General features: G+C 74.4%; 13 protein-coding genes. 7 read left to right on the forward strand and 6 right to left on the reverse strand.

Features of this window, described 5'->3' with window-relative positions:
* Positions 1-47: 47 nt before the first annotated feature.
* The gene (locus ACRYR9_RS06710) at positions 48-1,145 is read right to left on the reverse strand and encodes a VanZ family protein (RefSeq protein ID WP_432494806.1); all 1,098 of its coding nucleotides are present in this window, start codon (positions 1,143-1,145) and stop codon (positions 48-50) included.
* A 213-nt stretch (positions 1,146-1,358) separates the two neighbouring features.
* On the opposite strand from ACRYR9_RS06710, the gene ACRYR9_RS06715 reads away from it, so the two are divergent.
* Positions 1,359-2,360: a LacI family DNA-binding transcriptional regulator gene (locus ACRYR9_RS06715; protein ID WP_432494808.1), complete on the forward strand. Its 1,002-nt coding sequence runs from the start codon at positions 1,359-1,361 to the stop codon at positions 2,358-2,360.
* 30 nt (positions 2,361-2,390) lie between these two features.
* Here ACRYR9_RS06715 and ACRYR9_RS06720 read toward each other — a convergent pair whose 3' ends face one another.
* From ACRYR9_RS06720 to ACRYR9_RS06730, 3 genes are all read right to left on the reverse strand, one after another.
* Positions 2,391-3,377 (reverse strand): carbohydrate ABC transporter permease, encoded by a 987-nt coding sequence (locus ACRYR9_RS06720; RefSeq protein WP_432494810.1) that lies wholly within the window; start codon positions 3,375-3,377, stop codon positions 2,391-2,393.
* Positions 3,374-4,282 carry an ABC transporter permease gene (locus ACRYR9_RS06725; protein WP_432494812.1) on the reverse strand — a complete coding sequence of 303 codons (909 nt, stop codon included), beginning with the start codon at positions 4,280-4,282 and terminating at the stop codon, positions 3,374-3,376. Before ACRYR9_RS06725 ends, ACRYR9_RS06720 begins: the two co-directional genes overlap by 4 nt.
* A gap of 104 nt (positions 4,283-4,386) precedes the next feature.
* The gene (locus ACRYR9_RS06730) at positions 4,387-6,072 is read right to left on the reverse strand and encodes an extracellular solute-binding protein (RefSeq protein ID WP_432494814.1); all 1,686 of its coding nucleotides are present in this window, start codon (positions 6,070-6,072) and stop codon (positions 4,387-4,389) included.
* 233 nt (positions 6,073-6,305) lie between these two features.
* Here ACRYR9_RS06730 and ACRYR9_RS06735 point away from each other — a divergent pair, with 233 nt between their 5' ends.
* From ACRYR9_RS06735 to ACRYR9_RS06755, 5 genes are all read left to right on the forward strand, one after another.
* Positions 6,306-9,137, forward strand: a complete 2,832-nt coding sequence (locus tag ACRYR9_RS06735) for a glycoside hydrolase family 3 C-terminal domain-containing protein (protein WP_432494816.1) — start codon at positions 6,306-6,308, stop codon at positions 9,135-9,137.
* 209 nt (positions 9,138-9,346) lie between these two features.
* Positions 9,347-10,528, forward strand: a complete 1,182-nt coding sequence (locus tag ACRYR9_RS06740) for an endo-1,4-beta-xylanase (protein WP_432494818.1) — start codon at positions 9,347-9,349, stop codon at positions 10,526-10,528.
* 61 nt (positions 10,529-10,589) lie between these two features.
* Positions 10,590-11,615 carry a LacI family DNA-binding transcriptional regulator gene (locus ACRYR9_RS06745; RefSeq protein ID WP_432494820.1) on the forward strand — a complete coding sequence of 342 codons (1,026 nt, stop codon included), beginning with the start codon at positions 10,590-10,592 and terminating at the stop codon, positions 11,613-11,615.
* Positions 11,616-11,645: 30 nt separating this feature from the next.
* On the forward strand, positions 11,646-13,859 hold the full coding sequence (locus tag ACRYR9_RS06750; protein WP_432494822.1) for a SpoIIE family protein phosphatase: 2,214 nt from the start codon (positions 11,646-11,648) through the stop codon (positions 13,857-13,859).
* 43 nt (positions 13,860-13,902) lie between these two features.
* Positions 13,903-14,547, forward strand: coding sequence for an MBL fold metallo-hydrolase (locus ACRYR9_RS06755; RefSeq protein WP_432494824.1), 645 nt, complete (start codon positions 13,903-13,905; stop codon positions 14,545-14,547).
* A 106-nt stretch (positions 14,548-14,653) separates the two neighbouring features.
* On the opposite strand, the gene ACRYR9_RS06760 is transcribed toward ACRYR9_RS06755, so the two are convergent.
* Positions 14,654-15,664, reverse strand: a complete 1,011-nt coding sequence (locus ACRYR9_RS06760; protein ID WP_432494826.1) for an aldo/keto reductase — start codon at positions 15,662-15,664, stop codon at positions 14,654-14,656.
* A 44-nt stretch (positions 15,665-15,708) separates the two neighbouring features.
* On the reverse strand, positions 15,709-16,116 hold the full coding sequence (locus tag ACRYR9_RS06765) for a MerR family transcriptional regulator (RefSeq protein ID WP_432494828.1): 408 nt from the start codon (positions 16,114-16,116) through the stop codon (positions 15,709-15,711).
* Positions 16,117-16,243: 127 nt separating this feature from the next.
* Here ACRYR9_RS06765 and ACRYR9_RS06770 point away from each other — a divergent pair, with 127 nt between their 5' ends.
* Positions 16,244-17,665 carry an NADP-dependent succinic semialdehyde dehydrogenase gene (locus tag ACRYR9_RS06770; RefSeq protein WP_432494830.1) on the forward strand — a complete coding sequence of 474 codons (1,422 nt, stop codon included), beginning with the start codon at positions 16,244-16,246 and terminating at the stop codon, positions 17,663-17,665.
* Positions 17,666-17,725: the final 60 nt, after the last annotated feature.

The raw sequence follows: 17,725 nt of genomic DNA on the forward strand, positions 1-17,725 counted from the left end.
CGCTCCTTCGAGGGGGTGGACCCGGGGGGGGCTCGGATGCGCCCAGGTTACCGCCGCGGCGCGGGCGGCCCGTCCCCCGGGACGTCCCCCGGGACGCGGTCGTCCTGCACGTCCCAGCCCACCAGGCGGTGCGGCAGGCCCCGGTGGCCGCGCGTGGTCCACACCGACACCGCCGCGGCCACCGCGAGCGCGGTGGCCAGGGTGGAGGCGGCACCGGGCCCGGCGGTGTTCAGCAGGTGGTAGCCGCCCGCGCCCGCCAGCCAGCGCACGACCACCCGCGCCGGGCGCAGCGGCCCCCGCGGGCGCAGCCGCACCACCACCTCCCCCGGGGTGCGCCCGGAGCTCAGCAGCCACAGCAGCAGCACCGCCGCCGGCAGCGCGCAGGCCAGCAGCAGCAGCACCGCGCGGTCCGCGGCCGGCGGCACGCGCAGGCCCGCGCCGACCACCAGCACCCGCCAGGTGAAGGCGGCCGCCGCCCCGGCACCCGTCAGCAGGACCACGTCGACGGCCATGCCCAGCAGCCGGCGCCAGGCGGTCACCGGGCGCGGGACCCCCGGGGCCTGCGGCGCCTGACCGGGCAGCAGCCGCAGCAGCGGGGCGAGCAGCGCCCCCGCCAGGGCGCCGGCGGTGTTGGCCAGCAGGTCGTCCACGTCGAAGATGCGGTAGGCGCACGGGTAGAGGGACCACACCCCCGTCAGCTGGGTCAGCTCCACGAGCAGCGAGACCCCCAGGCCCACCGCGGTCGCGCCGGCGGTCCCGCGGCGGGTCAGGTGCCGCACGAAGGCGCCCAGCGGCACGAACAGCGCCACGTTGAAGGCGAACGACTGCAGCGCCGCGTTCGCGACCACGTCGGCGGGGCCGTGCAGGCCCAGGCGCGAGGCGTCCACCAGGAAGCGCCCGAGCTGCAGCTGGGGGTCCTCGCCGCCGTCGGCGCACAGCCGGGCGGTGCTGGACGGCAGCGGCAGCAGGGTGTAGGCCACGACCGCCAGGGCGTGCACCAGCACCGCCAGCGCCAGCACGGAGGGGACCAGGCCCACGCTGCCGCGCCGGCGGAACTGCACGGCCACGTACGGCACGAACAAGGCCACCGCGAGCAGCACGCCACCGGCCACGGCCACCACCGCCGGCAGCAGCACCCGGTTCACGGATCCCCGCCCGCGGGGTCCGCGGCGTCGCGGCGGCGCGTTCGCGGGGGCACGCCCCCAGCCTGGCGCAGGGCGGGGCCCGGGCGCGCCCCGCACCGGGCCGGGGCGCCACCCGCACGGACCAGCCTCGCCGGTGGTGCGGGTCCCCGCCGCCCGCCCCGGCGGTACCGTGCGCTCACCCGCGCACCGGGCGGGAAGGACCGAGGAGCTGCCGTGGCCACCATCATGGACGTCGCCGCGGCCGCGGGGGTCTCCGCGAGCACGGTGTCGTACGTGCTCAGCGGCAAGCGCACGATCTCCGCGGCCACCCGCTCGCGCGTGGAGCGCGCGATCCAGGACCTGGGCTACCGCCCGCACGCCGGCGCCCGCGCACTGGCCTCGAACCGGACGAGCATCATCGGCCTGGTCGTCCCGCTGCGCGAGGACGTCAACGTCAACGTCATCATGCAGTTCGTGCGGTCGGTGACCACGACCGCGCGCGGCCACGACATGGACGTCCTGCTGCTGACGCAGGAGGAGGACGCCGGCCTGCGGCGCGTCAGCAACGGCTCCCTCGTCGACGGGCTGCTCGTCATGGACATCGAGGCGGACGACCCGCGCATCGAGGTGCTGACCTCGATCGAGCGCCCCACGGTCCTCATCGGGGTGCCGGACGACCCCCGGGGGCTGAGCTGCGTCGACTTCGACTTCGCCGGCGCGGTGCGCACCGCCGTGGCGCACCTGACGGCCCTGGGGCACCGGCGGATCGCGGTGCTGGCGTCCCCGCCGCGCTCGCTCACCCGGCACGCCGGGTACGCCGAGCGGGTGCGCGACGGGTTCCGCGAGGCGGTGCGGGCGGCCGGCGCCGAGGGCGCGTACCAGCCGTGCGAGCCGGGCACCGAGGGCGTGCGCGCCAGCCTGGCGGCGGTGCGCGCGGAACTGCCGGGGGTCAGCGCACTGGTCGTGCACAACGAGGCGGCGCTGCCGTCGCTGCTGGCGGTGCTGGCCGAGGAGGGGCTGGACGTGCCCGGGGACGTCTCGGTGGTGACCATCGCCGCCAGCGAGGGCGCGAACCTGCCCCGGCCGCTGACGTCGCTGGACATCCCCGCCCTGGACGTGGGCCGGATCGCGGTGGACATGCTGGTGGCCCGCATCGGCGGCGAGCGGACCGCGGAGACGCGGCTGCTGGCGGCGCGCCTGGTGGACCGCGGCAGCACGGCGGCGCCCCGCGGCTGAGCCGCGGGGCGCCGGGTGGTGCGGGGCGCTTCAGCCCTTGACGGCGCCGATCATGACGCCGGAGGCGAAGTGGCGCTGCACCCACGGGTACACCAGCAGGACCGGGACGATCGCGATGACCACGACGGCCATCTGCACCGCCAGGCTCGCCACCTGCCCCGAGCCCACGTCCACGCTGCCGGGGACGTCCACGCCCTGCAGCACGAAGGAGCGCAGCACGACCTGCAGGGGCTGCTTGGTGGAGTCGTTGATGTACAGCGTCGCCTGGAAGAACGCGTTCCAGTACCCGACGGCGTAGAACAACGCGATGACGGCCGTGACGGCCTTGGACATCGGCAGCACGATCCGCGTGAGGATCCGCCAGTCGCCGGCGCCGTCGATGCGCGCGGAGTCGATGAGCGAGCCGTCGATGCCCATGAAGAACCCGCGCAGGATGAGGATGTTGAACGCGGAGACAGCCGTCGGCAGGATCAGCGACCAGTAGCTGTCGATCAGGCCCAGGCTGCTGACCAGCAGGTAGGTCGGGATCATCCCGGCCCCGAAGAACATGGTGATCAGCAGGGCGAAGAGGATGACCCGGTGCCCGTAGGAACCGGTGCGCGAGAGCCCGTACGCCCCGAGGACCGAGACCACCATGCTCACGGCGGTGCCGACGGTGGTGATGCCCACGCTGACCAGGACCGCGCGGGTGACCACTCCCCCGCTGAGGACCTGCCGGTACGCGTCCAGGGTCAGCTCACCGGGCACCAGCACCAGGCCGCCGGCCCGGGTGATGGAGCCCTGGGTGGAGAAGCTGGTCAGCACGATCGTGTACAGCGGCACGATGACGGCCGCGCAGATGAGGACCAGGGCCAGGCCCTTGAGGCCCTGGCCGACGGCGGTGGGTTCCTCGTCCCACACCGGGCGGGCGGAGCGGCTGCGCTGCACCTGGTCGGCGGGGACGGGGCCCGCGCCGTTGACGTCGCGGTCCACGGGGGCGTCCCCCGCACCGCGGTCGATCCGGTTCGTCGTGCTCATCGCCTCGAGTACACCCCCTGCTCGCCGAACACGTGCGCCACCTTGTTGGCGGCCAGGACGAGCAGCATGCTCACCAGGCCCTTGACGAGGCCCGCGGCCGCGGCGTAGCTCCAGTCGCCGTTGCGCACGCCGCGGTAGTAGACGAACGTGTCCAGGACCTCCGCGACACCCGCGCCGACGGCGTCGCGCTGCAGGATCAGCTGCTCGAACCCGACGGTGAGGGAATCGCCGAGGCGCAGGATGAGCAGCAGGACGATGACGGGCCGCAGCGCCGGCAGCGTGATGTGCCACATCCGGCGCCAGCGGTTGGCCCCGTCCACCGCGGCCGCCTCGTACAGCGAGGGGTTCACCGCGGCCAGCGCCGCGAGGAACACGATGATGCCCCACCCGGCGTCCTTCCAGATCGCCTGGGAGGTGATGAGGAACAGGAACGCGTCCGGGTCGGTGATGACGTCGACGCCGTCGAAGCCTGCCGCGGCCAGCAGCCGGTTGAGCAGCCCGGCGCCGCCGAGGATCTGCTGGAAGATCGAGACGACCAGGACCCAGGAGAAGAAGTGCGGCAGGTACACGATCGACTGCACGGCCACCCGGACCCGGGTGTTGAGCACGCTGTTGAGCAGCAGCGCCAGGGCGATGGGGACGGGGAAGAAGAACACCAGCTGGAACGCGGTGATGGTGAGGGTGTTGCGCACCGCGTCCCAGAACGACGGGTCGGAGAACACGCGCTCGAAGTTCGACCAGCCGACGAACGGGCTGTTGCGGATCCCGATGAACGGCGAGTAGTTCTGCCACGCCACGACGTTGCCGGCGATCGGGATGTAGGCGAAGACGACCAGCAGCACCAGCATCGGCAGGCACATGATGAGCAGGCTGCGGTCGCGGCGCAGGCGCGCCAGGTGCCCCATCCTGTTCTTCGGAGGGTGCGCTTTCCGCGCCCCCTGCGGCGCACCGGCCCCTGGACCGCCGCTGCCCTGGCGGGGCGGCTCCAGGCGGGTCCCCGACGCCACGCTCAGCTCGCCTCGTCGCCGGTGAGGAACTTCTCCCGGTAGGCGCGCAGCTCGTCGCCACCGCTGTTGCGCCAGGTGGTGATGGCCTCGTCGAGGGCGCTGATGTCCTTGCGGCCGCGGGCGACGTCCTTGGCGAGGTCGTCGAACGGCTTGCCCAGGGAGCTGTACTGGCTGGGGTCCTGGATCTGCTGGCCGTAGAACACCGGCTCGGTGACGTGGGGGGCCTGCCGGGCCATCCACTCGCAGAAGTCGCGCACGTACTGGGGGAACTGGACCTTGGCGTTGACGATGGGCGGGCTGGTGAGGAACCCGTAGGTGCTGGTGACCTCGGTGAGGCCGCGGTCGTTCAGCGCCGGCGCACCGGCGGCGTCCCGGTCGAAGGTGACGCCCTCGACGCCGTAGTTGACCAGCTGGAACTCCTCGGACCCGAAGGGCGAGGCGACGTAGTCCGCGATGGCGAGCATCTCGTCGATCGCGGCGGTGTCGTCGGTCTTCTTGAGGAAGCTGAAGATGCTGACCGGCTGACCCTTGAACAGGATCGGCTCGCCGCCGTCGGGGCCGAACCAGTCCAGCGGGTGCTGCTCGAAGGTGGGGTTGGACGGCAGGACCCGCGCCAGCGCCTCGTGCCAGCCGCCGAGGCCGTCGTAGGCGATGAGCGTCTGCCCGGACTCGAAGCGGTCCTTGCCCTGCTGGGTGTTGCCGGCGACGGCGTCGGGGTGCACGGCACCGGAGGCGAAGAGCTCGCGGTTCCACTCCAGGGCGTTGCGGTACGCCTCGGTCTCGAACCGGCTGAGCAGCTTGCCGTCCTGCAGGTGCCAGTCGGCGCCGGAGCCGAACATCATCTGCGCGGCGTCCCACATGTCCTCGGTGCCCCAGCGCCGGGCGGACTCGGAGGTGGCGTCCTTGGCGACCTGGAGCAGCTCGTCCGGGCTGGTGGGGGCGGCCAGGCCGAGCTGGCCGAAGAGGTCGCGCCGGTAGAAGATCGCGTTGCCGACGAGCTCGCCCGGGTAGGGCAGGCCGTAGAGGCGGCCGTTGAAGACGCAGTACTTCCAGGCGTCGGTGGGCAGGTTCGCCAGGTTCGGGTACTTCAGGACCTTGTCGCCGGCCAGGTGGTCGGTGAGGTCGGCGAACAGCGCGGTCACGCCCTGGTCGAAGCGCGGGGGGACGTTCCAGGTGGGGATGACCACCCAGTCCGGCACGTCGTCGGGCGAGGCCAGCACGGCCTGCAGCTTCTCGCCGTAGGTGACGCCGTCGGTGACCTGGAACTCCACGGTGGCGCCGAGGGCCTCGTTGACGGCGTCGTAGTAGACGTTGTCGCCGGGCGGCGCGGTCCACCAGGCGGGGGTCATCGCGGTGTAGGTGCCGCCGGAGCCCGGCACGCCGTCGACGGCCTTGACCAGGGCGGCGGGCATCGTGGTGTAGCCGGGGGTGGAGCCGTCCACGCCGGCGATGTCCGGCTCGACCAGCGTCCGGGGCTGGTACGCCGGCAGGACGGCTGCCAGCTCCGCCTCGGACAGCGGCCCCTCGACCTGCGGGCCGGCCGCCCCCTCGCTCGAGGTGCACGCCGCCAAGCCGCCAGGCAGGGCCGCGAGCGCCGTGCCGGCGGCGACCGTGCCGAGCACGGAGCGCCGGGCCGGGCCCGGGCGGGTTCCCTCGGGGGCCCCCGAGGGGCGGGTGTGCTGGTCCATCCTGTCCACACTCCTTCATGTCGGACGTCGATCGGCGCCGGCTCGGGGTCGCAACCTCGCGACGGGGCGTCGTTGCCGGTCGAAGCGCTTCGATCGATGCCACCGTACGGCCGGTCACCGAGGATGACAAGGAGCGTGATGAAAAAGTCATCACACGAATGCTTGGTGGGGCGCTGGCGGGCGGGCTCCCCCGACGACTACGGTGCAAGCGCTTCGACGCGAAGGGACCGACGATGACCCTGCCGTTCCGCGACACCCGCCTGCCGCTGCGCGAGCGCGTGGACGACCTGCTGGCCCGCCTGGACGCCGACGAGCGCCTGGCGATGCTGCACCAGCACGCCCCGGAGGTCCCCCGCCTGGGGCTGGCCGCCTTCCGCACCGGCACCGAGGCCGCCCACGGGGTGGCCTGGCTGGGGCCGGCGACGGTGTTCCCGCAGACCGTCGGGCTGGCCGCCACCTGGGACGCCGGCCTGCTGCGCCGCGTCGGGGCGGCGGTGGGGCGGGAGGTGCGCGCCAAGAAGCTCACCGACCCGGACGTGAGCCTGAACGTGTGGGCACCGGTGGTGAACCCGCTGCGCAACCCGCTGTGGGGCCGCAACGAGGAGGGTTTCAGCGAGGACCCGCACCTGACCGCGGAACTGGCCACCGCCTACGCGGCGGGACTGCGCGGGGACCACCCGCGGGTGTGGCAGACGGTCCCCACCCTCAAGCACTTCCTGGCCTACGACGGCGAACCGTGGCGGGCGACCGCGTCCGTGCAGGTGCGCGAGCGGGTGCTGCACGAGCTGGAGCTGCCGGCGTTCCGCGGCCCGGTCGAGGCCGGCGTGGTGGGGGCCGCGATGCTCGCGTACAACCTCGTCGACGGGGTTCCCGCGCACGTCAGCCCCCTGGTGCGCGAGCACCTGCGCGCCTGGGCGGGCGACCCGGACGCCCTCGCCGTCGTCACCGACGCCGGCGCGCCCGGGAACCTGGTGCGGCTGGAGCGGTGGGCGCCCGACCTCGCCTCCGCCGACGCGGCCGCGGTGCGCGCCGGCGTGGACTCCTTCACCGACGACGGCGACGACCCCGGCCCCACGCTGCGGGCGCTGCGCACGGCGCTGGAGCGGGGGGAGCTGACGCGGGCCGACGTCGACGCGGCGGTGCGCCGGCTGCTGACGCTGCGCGCGCGCACCGGGGAGTTCGACGAGGACGTCCCCGGCGAGGAGCGGCCCTACGCCGACGTGCGCCCGCAGGACGTCGGGCGCGCCGAGCACGTGGCGCTGGCCCGCGAGGCCGCCGCGGCGCAGGTGGTGCTGCTGCGCGACCGCGACCGGGTGCTGCCGCTGCCCGCGACCGGGACGGTGGCGGTCGTCGGCCCGCTGGCGGAGGTGGTGCTCACCGACTGGTACAGCGGCACGCCGACCGCCGCGACCGGTCTGGCCGCGGCGCTGCGCGAGCGGTTCGGCGAGGACGCGGTGGAGGTGGCCGACGGCAGCGACCGGGTCAGCCTGCGGCACACCGCCTCGGACCGGTTCGTCGCGGCCGCCGCGGACGGCGCCCTGCTGGCCACCGCGGGCCGGGCGGGCGAGGAGGCCCGCTTCGACGTCACCGAGTGGGCCGACGGGGTGGTGGCGCTGCGGCACACCGCGTCCGGCCGGCTGGTCACGAACGCCGAGGGTGTCCTGTCCGCCACCGCCGAGCGGGTCGGCGGCTGGGTGGTGCAGGAGACGTTCCGCCTGGAGGCCGACGGCGGGACGTGCGCGCTGCGGCACGAGGGCACGGGGCGCTGGGTCGTCGTGGACCCCACCACGGGGGCGCTGTCCGCGGAGGCCGTGGACCGCTCGGCGGCCGCGCGGTTCGTGGTGCGCACCCACCGCAGCGGCGCGGCGGTGGCCGCCGAGGCCGCCGCGCGCGCCGACCACGTCGTCGTCGTGGTCGGCAACGACCCGCACGTCGGCGGCCGCGAGACGCAGGACCGCGCGAGCCTGGCCCTGCCGCACGCGAGCGCGGAACTGGTGCGGGCGGTGCGCGAGGCGGCACCGGGGTGCGTGCTCGTGCTGGTCTCGTCCTACCCGTACGCGCTGGGCGGGCTGCTCGACGAGGTCGGTGCCGTCGCGTGGTCCAGCCACGCCGGGCAGGAGCTCGGGCACGGCCTGGCCGACGTGCTGCTCGGCGACGTCGAGCCCTCCGGGCGGTTGCCGCAGACGTGGTTCCGCGAGGACGCCGTGCTGCCGCACCCGGTCGACCACGACGACGTGACCCGCCGCGCGGGGTACGCGTGGGGCGAGCGCGGGGTGCTGTTCCCGCTCGGCCACGGCCTCGGGTACGGCGAGGTGACCTACGCCGGCGCGCGCGCCGACACGGCCGGGACGACGGCGGGGCAGCGGGTTCGGGTGGACGTCGACCTGGTCAACGACGGTGAGCGCGCCGTCGTGGAACTGGTGCAGGTGTACGCGACCGCACCGGGGCTGGCGGTGCCGTTCCCGCGCCGCCGGCTGCTGGCGCACCGGCGGGTGCGCGTGGAACCGGGTTCGCGCGCCACGGCGGTGCTCGACGTGGCGGTGGACCGGCTCGCGGTGCGGGACGTGGCGCGCGAGGAGACTCGCGTGCTGCCGGGCACGTACCACCTGCTGGTGGGTTCCTCCGCCGAGGACGTGCGCGTGGAACTGCCCCTGACCGTCGAGGGCGAGCCCGTGCCACCGCGCGAGCTGCTGCGCGCCGGCGCGTTCGACGCCTGCGAGGGGGTGGATCTGGTGGCGCGCGACGGGACGGGCGGCACGGCGGTGCGGGCCGCGGTTCCCGGCTGGGGCGGGCGGCTGGAGTTCACCGGTTGCGCGACGGCGGGGGTGGTGGCGCTGCGCTGCTGCGTCCGGGCCGAGCACGACGGTGACGAGGTCGTGGTGCAGGTGCGCGGGGCGTCGGGCGCGTGGTTGCCCGCGGGGCGCGCCGGGCTGCCCGCGGGTTCCTGGGGCGAGGTGGAGGTGGCGCTGCGACTGCCCGCCGTGGAGCGCAGCGACCTGCGGATCGCGCTGCCCGCCGGGGCGGTGCTGGACGAGCTGGAGCTGGTGCGCCGCGCGGCCCGGTGACCCCACCGGGAACTCCCCGACCGCACACCTCGCGGTGGTCTTGCACGGTTGAGCTCTCACGCTTGCAAGATCACCGCGGGTGGGCGGTCGGGCGAGGGGCCGTGACGCTGCGCGGACGGGTTGACGCTTCCTGTGCCCTTGCCTAGAGTCCACGGCACCCGCTTCCGGAACGCTTCCGGAACCCTGGCGATGAAGCCGAGGAGCAACGCATGCGCCGAGCACGCACCCCCCGCACCGCCTTCCGGGCCTCCCGGATCACCACCGCCCTCGTGGCCGCCCCCCTGGCCGTGGCCGCGCTCGCCGGGTCGGCGACCGCCGCCCCGGCGCCGGCCGCCGCGGAGCGGGCCACCCAGAGCGCCGAGCGCGCCGGCCACCACGAGCGCGACACGCTGCGCCGCGCCGCCCCGAGGGGTTTCTCCATCGGCACCGCGGTCGCCGGCGGCGGCCACCACGTCGAGCAGCCCTACGCCGACCCCTTCGCCTACGACGTCGAGTACCGCGACGTCATGGCTCGCGAGTTCAACTCGCTGTCGGCGGAGAACCAGATGAAGTGGGAGTACATCCACCCCACCCGCGACTTCTACAACTTCTACCCGGCCGACGCGATCGTGCGCTACGCGCAGGAGAACCGGCAGGTCGTGCGCGGCCACACCCTGCTGTGGCACAGCCAGAACCCCGCCTGGCTGGAGGAGGGCGGCTTCTCGGACGAGGAGCTGCGCGAGATCCTCCACGAGCACATCACGAAGGTCGTCGGCCGCTACGCCGGCCGGATCCAGCAGTGGGACGTCGCCAACGAGATCTTCGACGAGAACGGCGAGTACCGCGAGGAGAACATCTGGATCCGTGAGCTCGGTCCGGAGATCGTCGCCGACGCCTTCCGCTGGGCCCACGAGGCGGACCCGCGCGCGAAGCTGTTCTTCAACGACTACGGCGTGGAGAGCATCAACGCCAAGAGCAACGCGTACTACGAGCTCATCCAAGAGCTCAAGGCCGACGGCGTGCCCGTCCACGGGTTCGCCCCCCAGAGCCACCTGAGCACCCGGTACGGGTTCCCCGGCGACCTGCAGGCGAACCTGCAGCGCTTCGCGGACCTCGGCCTGGAGACCGCCATCACCGAGCTCGACGTGCGGATGGACGTCCCCGAGGGGGGTGAGCCGACCGCCGCCCAGCAGGCGCAGCAGGCCGACTACTACCGCCGGGCCCTCGAGGCCTGCCTGGGCGTGGAGACCTGCAACTCCTTCACGATCTGGGGCTTCACCGACAAGTACTCCTGGGTGCCGGTGTTCTTCCCCGCGGAGGGCTCGGCCACCGTCATGACGGAGGACTACGAACGCAAGCCCGCCTACCACGCGCTGCAGGACACCCTGCGCTCCGTGCGCGGCAGGCGCTGAGCACGAGCCGCTGAGCACGGGCGCGCCCCGGACGGCGCCGGTGACGGCTACCGTTCGGGGCGTGCCCGACTCCAGCACCCGCCACGTGACGATCACCGACATCGCCCGCGAGGCGGGCGTGTCGGTGCCCACCGTCTCCCGCGTCGTCAACGGGCGCGACGACGTGGCCGCGGCGACCCGGGAGCGGGTCGAAGCCCTGCTGCGCCAGCACGGGTACCGCGTGCAACGCGGGCCGCGGCGCTCGCGCGCCTTCCTGCTGGACCTCGTCTTCGACGACCTCGACTCCCCCTGGGCGGTGGAGATCATCCGCGGGGTGGAGGAGGTCGCCCACGCCGCGGGCGCCGGGACGGTCGTCTCGGCCGTGCACGGGCGCACGGCAGCGGCCGAGGCGTGGCTGCAGAACCTGCACCGCCGCGCCAGCGACGGGGTGCTGCTGGTGACCTCCGACCTGCAGCAGGACCTCGGGCCGATGCTGCGCGACAGCTCCGTGCCGCTGGTCGTCGTGGACCCGGCCGGCCTGCCCCCGGTGGACGTGCCGAGCGTGGGGGCCACGAACTGGGCCGGCGGGATGGCCGCGGCCGGCCACCTCGTGCAGCTGGGGCACCGGCGCATCGCCCACCTGGGCGGCCCCGCGCACCTGCTGTGCAGCCGGGCGCGGCTGGACGGGCACCGCGCCGCCCTGGAGGCGGCCGGGCTGGCCCTGGAGGCGGAACTGGTGCGCGAGGGCGACTTCCGGCAGGAGTCGGGGTTGCGCCAGGCGCAGGCGCTGCTGGACCTGGCCGAGCCGCCCACGGCGGTGTTCGCCGCCAGCGACCAGATGGCCCTGGGCGTGTACGAGGCGGTGCGGCGCCGGGGGCTGCGGGTCCCGGAGGACCTCAGCGTGGTGGGCTTCGACGACCTGGACCTGGCGACCTGGGCCTCGCCCCCGCTGACGACCGTGCGCCAGCCGCTGGCCGAGATGGGTGCGGCGGCGGCCCGCACGCTGCTGGACCTGGCCGACGGCCGGGAGGTGCCGCACCCGCGGGTGGAGCTGGCGACGGAGCTGGTGGTGCGCAGCTCGACCGCCCCACCCCGCAACATCGAGTAGTCGGTCATTGACGGGAAGTAAGCTCCTGGGGTGGCTGACCGGCGGCGAGAGCACCAGACGCTCCTGCACGTCACCACGCTGTCCCTGCGGCACGGCACCGACCTGCGCGCCATCCTGCACGCCGCCACCGTCGCCGCCACCGACGTCACCGGCGCCGAGCACGGCGCGTTCTTCTACCACGACCGCGACGAGCACGGCGATCGGCTGGACCTGTTCACCCTGTCCGGCGCCCGCGCGGACGAGTTCCCCGCCAGCGAGCCCGTCCGGCACACCCCCCTGTTCGCGCCGACCTTCACCGGGGCCGACCCGGTGCGCATCGACGACCTGGCCGCCGACCCCCGCTACGGCCACGGCACCACCGGGGGCCTGCCCTCCCACCACCGGCCCGTGCGCAGCTACCTCGCCGTGCCCGTCACCTCCAACGGCGGCCGCGTCATCGGCGCCATGCTCTTCGGCCACTCCGAACCCGGCCGCTTCGACGAGGAGGCCGAGGCCGCGGCCGTCTCGGCGGCCCGGGGCGCCGGGATCGCCGTCGACAACGCCCTCCTGCTCGGCGAGCAGCGCGCCGCCCGCGAGCTCGCCGAGGACCGCGAGGCCGCCGCCGCGGCCGCCGCCGCCCGCACCGCGCTGCTGCAGTCCATCACCGCGCTGCTGTCCACCAGCGCCACCACCGCCGACATCGCCGCCTCGGTGCCGCGGGCCGTCACCGAGGCCGCCGGCTGCACCTCCGCCGCCCTCTACCTGCTCGACCCCGTGCACGGCGTCTTGACCGGCGGCGGCCACCCACCGGTGCCCCCCGAGCTCGCCCGGGCGTTCAGCACCGTGCGCGCCGACGTGGACGACCCCGTGGCCGAAGCGTTCCGCACCGGCGCACCGGTCGTCTCGACCGGCGGCGCCGCCCACCGGTTCACCGGGGCGGGGGCGGCGCTGCCCTGGACGGTGCTGTCCACGCTCGCGGTGCCCCTCGTGGAGCGCAGCGGGCGGCCGATGGGCGCGCTGGCCGTGAACTGGGCCGACGCCGAACCCCGCGACGACGAGGTGACGCTCTTCTCCAGCGTCGCCGCGCAGGTCTCCCTCGCCCTCGAGCGCGCCCAGCTGCTCGACGCCGAGCGCGCCGCGCGGGAGAACCTCGCCACCTCCGTGGCCGCCCTCACCGACCTGGCGCGCACCCTGCAGCGCGGCCTGCTGCCCCAGCGGCTGCCCGTGCTGGAACGGGTGTCCGTCGCGGTGCGCTACCAGCCGGCCGTGGTCGGCGCCGAGGTCGGCGGCGACTGGTACGACGCGATCGCCGTCGACGACGGCGTCGTCTTCGTCATCGGCGACGTGCAGGGCCACAGCACGACCGCCGCCGGGCTCATGGGGCAGCTGCGCACCGCCGTGCGCGCGTACGTCACCGAGGGCCACGGGCCGGGCGCCGCGCTGGAACGCACCAACCGGCTGCTGGTCGACCAGGCCGAGGAGCTGTTCGCCACCTGCTGCCTGGTGCGGCTGGACCAGGGTTCCGGCACCGTCGCGGTCGCCACCGCCGGCCACCCCGCGCCCCTGGTCGCCGACGCCGCCGGCCTGCGCGAGCTGGACGTCGAGCCGGGCCCGCCCCTCGGCGTGGACGCCGCGGCCACCTTCCCCACCGCCGCGCACCGCCTGCGCGGGCGCAGCCGCGTCGTCCTCTACACCGACGGGGTCGTGGAGTCGCGCGCCGACCAGCTGGACGCGGGCGTGGAATCGTTGCGACGCACCGTCGCCGCCGCCACCGGGGCACCCTGCGAGGAGCTGGCCGACCGCATCATGGCGAGCATCCCGCACCGCCTCGACGACGACGCGGCCATGCTCGTGCTGGAGTACGCCGGCCCCAGCGCCGACCTGGAGGAGGCGAACCTCCCGCTGCCCGCGGACGTGCGCGCGGTGGCGCAGGCGCGCACCTTCCTGCGCACCGCGCTGAACGCCTGGGGCGCCGCCGACCTGCTGGACGAGGCGGAACTCGTGCTGAGCGAACTGGTCACCAACGCGCTCGTGCACACCGACTGCGCGACCGGGGTGCTGCTGCGCTACGACCGCGGTGCGCAGCGCCTCACGATCAGCGTGCAGGACCGCTCCACCCGGCACCCGCGCGAGCGGCACGCCGACGCCGACGCCCTGGGCGGGCGCGGGCTCGGCATCGTCGAGGCCGTCGCCGACGACTGGGGCGTCTGGGTGGAGGGCGACGGCAAGACGGTCTGGGCCGAGCTGGCGGTGGAGGTGCCGTGAGCTCGGCCTGCGCCGGCAGGCCCGCCGGGTCCAGCATGGACGCATGCGCATCACCCGCTACGGCCACAGCTGCCTGCTCGTCGAGACCGACCGCGCCCGCGTCCTGCTGGACCCCGGCGTCTTCAGCCGCGGCTGGGAGGAGCTGACCGGCCTCGACGCCGTGGTCGTCACCCACCAGCACCCCGACCACGTCGACGTCGAGAAGCTGCCGCAGCTGCTGGAGGCCGACGACCGGGCCGCCCTGCACGCCGAGCCGGAGACGGCGGCGTCGCTGAGCGGTGCGGGCATCGACGCCTCGGCGCTGCACCCCGGGTCCACGCTCACCGTGGGCGACCTGAGCATCGAGGCGGTCGGCGGCGAGCACGCCCTCATCCACGCCGACGTCCCGCAGGTCGGCAACGTCGGACTGCTGCTGCGCGCGGAGGGCGAGCCCACCGTGTTCCACCCCGGCGACTCCTACGCGGTGGCGCCGCAGGGCGTGGACGTGCTGGCGCTGCCGCTGAGCGCGCCGTGGGCGGCGAGCAGGGAGATGATCGACTTCGTGCGGGCCGTGCGCGCCGGCAGCGGTTTCGCCATCCACGACGCGCTGCTGTCCGAGGTCGGGCTGGGGTTGTACGCGGGGCAGGCGAAGAACCTCGGCGGCCTGGAGCTGCGCCCCGTGGAGCACGGCGTCCCGTTCGACGCCTGACCCCTGCCCCGCCCCACCCTCCTGCTGCGCCTCCACCCGCGGTGATCTTGCACGGTTGAGCTCTCACCCTTGCATGATCACCGCGGGTGGAGGGGTGGGTGGGGGGTCAGCGGTGGACGGTGCTCATGTCGGGGTAGCGGTCGCCCGCGGTGGCGCCGGCCGGCAGGACGGCGTCCAGCCGGGCGAGCTCGTCGGCGCTCAGCTCGACGTGGACGGCGGCGGCGTTCTCCGCCAGGTAGGTGCGCCGCTTGGTGCCGGGGATCGGCACGACGTCCGGGCCCTGAGCGAGCAACCACGCCAGCGCGACCTGCCCGGCGGAAACGCCCTTCGCGTCCGCCAGCGCACGGACCTCGTCCACCAGCGCGAGGTTCCGCTGGAAGTTCTCCCCCTGGAAGCGCGGGTTGCTGCGGCGGAAGTCGTCCGGCGCCAGGTCGTCGACGCTGCGGATCGCCCCGGAGAGGAACCCCCGGCCCAGCGGGGAGTACGGGACGAAACCGATGCCCAGCTCGCGCACGGTGGCCAGTACGCCGTTCTCCTCCGGGTCCCTCGTCCACAGCGACCACTCGGTCTGCAGGGCGGTCACCGGGTGGACGGCGTGGGCGCGCCGGATCGTCTCGGGGGCGGCCTCGCTGATGCCGAGCCGACGCACCTTGCCCGCGCTCACCAGCTCGGACATCGCACCCCACGTCTCCTCCACGGGCACCGTGGTGTCCACGCGGTGCTGGTAGTAGAGGTCGATGACGTCGACGCCGAGGCGCTGCAGGCTCGCGTCGCAGGCGGAGCGGACGTACTCGGGGCGGCCGTTGACGCGGCGGCCGCCGTCGGGCAGGAACTCGTTGCCGAACTTGGTGGCCAGGACGACCTCGTCGCGGCGGGAGGCGATGGCCCGGCCGACGAGCTGCTCGTTGGTGAAGGGCCCGTACATGTCGGCGGTGTCGAGGAACGTGACGCCGGCGTCGAGGGCGGCGCCGATCGTGGCGAGGGACTCGGCCTCGTCACGGGTGCCGTAGAAGGCGCTCATGCCCATGCAGCCCAGACCGAGGGCGGAGACGGTCAGCTCGGTGCCGTTCGCGGCGCTGCCGAGCGTGCGGGTGGGGAACTCCTTGACGGGTGCCATGCGAGGAGCCTGCGACTTCGAGCGCGCTCGAAGTCAACCGGGGATCAGCGGGGGCGCTCCGGGGCGCCGGTCCGTGCCGCGTACCCGTCGATCTTCTCGGTGATCGCCCCCAGGTGGGCGGTCACCTCGTCCAGCTGCGCCAGGACGCGCTGCCGGTGGGCCGTCAGCAGCGCCAGGCGCTGCCGCTCGGTCCCCTCGCCCGCCCGGACCAGGTCGGCGTACTCGCGGATCTCCCGCACCGGCATCCCGGTGGCGCGCAACCGCTGCACCATGACGATCCAGCGCAGGTCGTCCTCGCCGTAGCGGCGCCGGCCGGTGGCGGTGCGCGAGGGCGCCCCCACCAGCAGCCCCTCCGTCTCGTAGTAGCGCAGCGCGTGGGTGCTCAGCCCCAGGCGCCGGGCGGCCTCCGCGATGGTCAGCGACGCAGCGGGCCGCTCCTCGGTGCTCGTCACGTCGCCAGTGTGCCGCCGGGTGCGCTCTGCGCGCGGTGGCGGGCCCGGGCCGGGACGGGTAGGACGGGTTCCCGGCAGCACCGGTCCTCCGGGGCCGGTGACGAGCACGTGCGGGGAGGGACCGGAAGTGGCGATCGCGACGATCAACCCGGCGACGGGCGAGACGGTGCGGGAGTTCGAGCCGCTGAGCGAGGAGGCGCTGGAGGACCGCATCGCCCGCGCGTCGGCGGCGTTCACCTCGTACCGGCTGACGAGCACCGAGCAGCGGGTGGGCTGGCTGCGCGCGGCCGCCGACGTGCTGGACGCGGACACCGACGACGTGGCCGCGCTGATGACGCTGGAGATGGGCAAGACCCTCGCCGCCGCGAAGGCCGAGGTGGGCAAGTGCGCCGCGGCGCTGCGCTACTACGCCGAGCACGGCCCGTCCTTCCTGGAACCGCGCCCGGCGGACGCCGACTCCGTCGGCGCGCAGCAGGCGTACGTCACGCACCAGCCGCTGGGAGTGGTCCTGGCGGTCATGCCCTGGAACTTCCCGCTGTGGCAGGCGATGCGCTTCGCCGCCCCGGCCCTCATGGCCGGCAACGTCGGGCTGCTCAAGCACGCCAGCAACGTCCCGCAGACCGCGCTGTACCTGGAGGAGCTGTTCCGGAAGGCCGGTTTCCCCGACGACGTGTTCCAGACGCTGCTCATCGGCTCGGGAAGCATCGAGCGGGTGCTGCGCGACGACCGGGTGGTCGCCGCCACCCTCACCGGCAGCGCCCCCGCTGGGCAGTCGGTGGCCTCCATCGCCGGGGACGCCCTGAAGCCCACCGTGCTGGAACTCGGCGGCAGCGACCCGTTCGTCGTCATGCCGTCGGCGGACCTGGAGACCGCCGCCGGGGTCGCGGTCACCGCCCGCTGCCAGAACAACGGGCAGAGCTGCATCGCCGCGAAGCGGTTCTTCGTGCACGCCGACGTCGCCGAGGAGTTCACCCGGCTGTTCGCCGAGAAGCTCGCCGCGCAGCGGGTCGGGGACCCGGTGGACGCCGGCACGCAGGTGGGCCCGCTGGCCACCGAGTCCGGCCGCGACGACGTCGAGGAGTACGTGGAGGACGCCGTGGCCAAGGGCGCCACCGTCGTCGTCGGCGGCGAGCGCGTCGACGGGCCCGGCTGGTACTACCGGCCGACCCTGCTCACCGGGATCACCGAGGAGATGGACCTCTACCACGAGGAGGTGTTCGGGCCGGTCGCCGCGCTGTTCACCGTCTCGAACCTGGACGAGGCGATCGACATCGCCAACAGCCACCCCTACGGGCTGGGCTCGAACATCTGGACCGAGGACGAGGACGAGCGGGCCCGGTTCATCAGGGACGTGCACGCCGGGATGGTGTTCGTCAACGGGATGACCACCAGCTACCCGGAACTGCCGTTCGGCGGGGTGAAGCAGAGCGGTTACGGCCGCGAGCTCACGGACCTGGGCATGCACGCGTTCATGAACGCCAAGACCGTCTGGATCGGCCCGCCCGGTTCCGAGCAGCGCCAGGGCGACACCTCCACCGCCTCCGAGTAGGGAACCCCTCCCCCTCTCGGTGATCTTGCACGGGTGAACCCTCAACCGTGCAAGATCACC

Origin of the sequence: Kineococcus auxinigenes (assembly GCF_050871525.1) — a bacterium.
Lineage (GTDB): Bacteria > Actinomycetota > Actinomycetes > Actinomycetales > Kineococcaceae > Kineococcus.